At 78.5% G+C, this 2656-nt stretch carries 2 protein-coding genes; both read right to left on the reverse strand.

The features are described from left to right. Nucleotides 1-104: 104 nt before the first annotated feature. Nucleotides 105-1502: a UDP-N-acetylmuramate--L-alanine ligase gene (gene murC / locus VM242_11595; protein HVM05807.1), complete on the reverse strand. Its 1398-nt coding sequence runs from the start codon at nucleotides 1500-1502 to the stop codon at nucleotides 105-107. Beyond that, a partial coding sequence (gene murG / locus VM242_11600; GenBank protein ID HVM05808.1) for an undecaprenyldiphospho-muramoylpentapeptide beta-N-acetylglucosaminyltransferase occupies nucleotides 1489-2656 on the reverse strand: 1168 nt, incomplete at its 5' end. The genes murG and murC, both read right to left, overlap by 14 nt.

Raw genomic sequence — 2656 nt, forward strand, 5'->3', positions numbered from 1 at the left:
CCCCCCCACCCGGTAGGTGGTGAGCGGGCCGAGGGGGACATGGCGGCGGGCCCGGTCCCCCAGCACGGCGGACGCGGCGGCGAGCTCGGCGTGGGGACCGGGCGTCAACGGACCGGGGCCGGGCGCAGCAGCTCGCCGGCCAGCAGGGTGATGTCGCCCGCTCCCGCGCTCAGGCACAGGTCGCCGGGGCGCAGGGCGCGGCGCAGGTACGGGGCGACGTCCTGGCGGCTGGGCAGGTAGACCAACGCGGTGGACGGGTCGGCGTCCAGGACCGCGTCCACCACCAGCTTGCCCGTCACGCCGGGCCGGGGCGCCTCCCCTTCGGCGTACACGTCGGTGACGACCACCAGGTCGGCGTCGGCGAAGGCGCCGGCGAACTGGGGGGCGACCGCCGCCGTCCGGGAGTAGCGGTGGGGCTGGAACACGCACACCACCCGGTCCCAGCCCCCGGCCCGGGCGGCGGCGAGCACGGCCCGCACCTCGCCCGGCAGGTGGGCGTAGTCGTCGACGAACGTGACCCCGTCGCGCTCGCCCCGGAACTGGAACCGGCGGGCCACGCCCCCGAAGCGGCCGAGGGCCGCCGCCCCCGCCTCGAACGTGGCCCCGAGCAGCAGCCCGGTGACCAGGGCGGCACAGGCGTTGCGGGCGTTGTGCACGCCCGGCACCGGCAGCTCGACCGTCCCCAGCGCCTCGCCCCGGTGCTCGACGGTGAAGGCCACGCTGCTGCGGGCCGACCGCACGCCCGTCATCCGGTAGGCCGCCCCTTCGGACGTGCCGTAGGTGACCGCCCCGGGGGCCGAGGTGCCGGCGGCCAGGCGGGCCGCCACCTCGTCGTCGGCGCACACCACCCGGGGCCCCGGCGCCCGATCGAGGAACCGGGCGAAGGCGTCCACCTGGGCGTCGAAGCTCCCCTCGTAGTTCTCCAGGTGGTCGGGCTCGACGCTGGTGACCACCACCGCCTCCAGGGGGAGCTCGAGGAAGGTGCCGTCGCTCTCGTCGGCCTCCACGACCAGCCACTCGCCCTCGTCCCAGACGGCGCCCGTCCCGATCTCGTTGAGCTGGCCGCCGATGAGGAACGACGGCCGCAGGCCGGCCTCGACCAGGACCAGGGCCAGCATCGACGACGTGGTGGTCTTGCCGTGGGTGCCGGCGACGCCGACGCCGCGACGGGTGGCGACCACCGCGGCCAGCACGTCCGCCCGCCGCAGCACCGGGACCCCCCGGGCCCGGGCGGCGGCGATCTCGACGTTCGACGCCGGTATGGCGGTGGAGACGGCGACCACCTCGGCGTCGCCCAGGTTGTCGGCCCGGTGGCCGACGGTGACGGGGACGCCCACGGCCCGCACCCGCTCGACGGCGGCCGACGCCTTGAGGTCGCTGCCCGTCACCCGGTGGCCCATGGCGGCCAGCACGGTGGCGATGGCGCTCATGCCGGCGCCGCCGATGCCGACCACGTGGATGCGCCGGGGGACGGTGAGGTCGAGGGCGTCAGCGCCGGGCATGGCGCTCCATCACCTCGGCCACCCGCGCCGCCGCGTCGGCGCGGGCCAGCGAGCGGGCCGCCCGCTCCATGGCGGCCAGGCGACCGGGGTCGTCGAGCAGGGCCCCCAGCTCGGCGGCCAGGCGGTCGGCCGTCAGGTCGCCGTCGGGGACGTGCACGGCGGCGCCGGCCCGGACCAGGGCCATGGCGTTGGCCGTCTGGTGGTCGTGGGGGGCGATGGGCAGGGGGACGAGCACCGACGGGACGCCGGCCGCCGCCAGCTCGGCCACCGTCGTCCCCCCCGCCCGCCCCACCATCACGTCGGCCGCCGCCAGCAGGGCGGGCATGCGGTCCTCGTACTCCACGGGCCGGTACACCAGCCCGCCGTCGGGCGGCCGGGGCAGGCGGCCGGCGACGGTCGCCCAGTCGCGGGCGCCGACGGCGTGGCGCACGGCCACGTGGTGGCGGCCGATCCACGCCTGCACCACGCCGAAGGTGGCCTCGTTGACCCGCCGCGCCCCCAGCGAGCCGCCGAAGACTCCCACGACACGGGCGTCCTCGGGCAGGCCCAGCTCCCGCCGGGCCCGGCGGCGCCCCTCGGGCGAGCGGTCCACGGCCAGGACCTCGGGGCGGACCGGGTTCCCGGTGACGACGGCCCGGGGCAGGGCCGTGCCCTCGAACGACACCGCGCACGCCCTGGCCACGCGCCCGGCCAGCCGGTTGGCCAGGCCGGGTACGGCGTTCTGCTCGTGGAGCACCAGCGGTGCGCGCCACACGACGGCGCCGACGGCGGCGGGGACGCTGGCGTAGCCGCCGACGGACAGCACCACCGCCGGGCGCCACCGGCGCATCAGCACGGCGGCCCGCACGACGGCCCGCGCCAACCCGGTCACCGCGCCCACGTTGTCGAGCGTGAGCCGGCGGGCGATGCCCCGCCCGGGCAGGAGGGCGACCTCGAACCCGGCCTCGGGCACCAGCCGCGCCTCCTGGCCCCGGGCCGACCCCACGAACCGGACCGACTCGGGCGGGTGCCCCCGCTCCACCAGGGCCCGGGCGACGGCCAGCGCCGGGAGTACGTGGCCGGCCGTGCCGCCGCCGGCCACGACCGCCCACACCCGCTCGCTCAACGGGCGGGCGACGCCGGGCCGGCCCGGCGTCGCCCGCCCGTTGAGCGAG

Source organism: Acidimicrobiales bacterium (genome assembly GCA_035540975.1).
Lineage (GTDB): Bacteria > Actinomycetota > Acidimicrobiia > Acidimicrobiales.

What these genes read in the sequence shown, in the direction of transcription:
- murC (HVM05807.1), bottom strand. Translation starts at nt 1,502, where the DNA reads ATGCCCGGCGCTGACGCCCTCGACCTCACCGTCCCCCGGCGCATCCAC.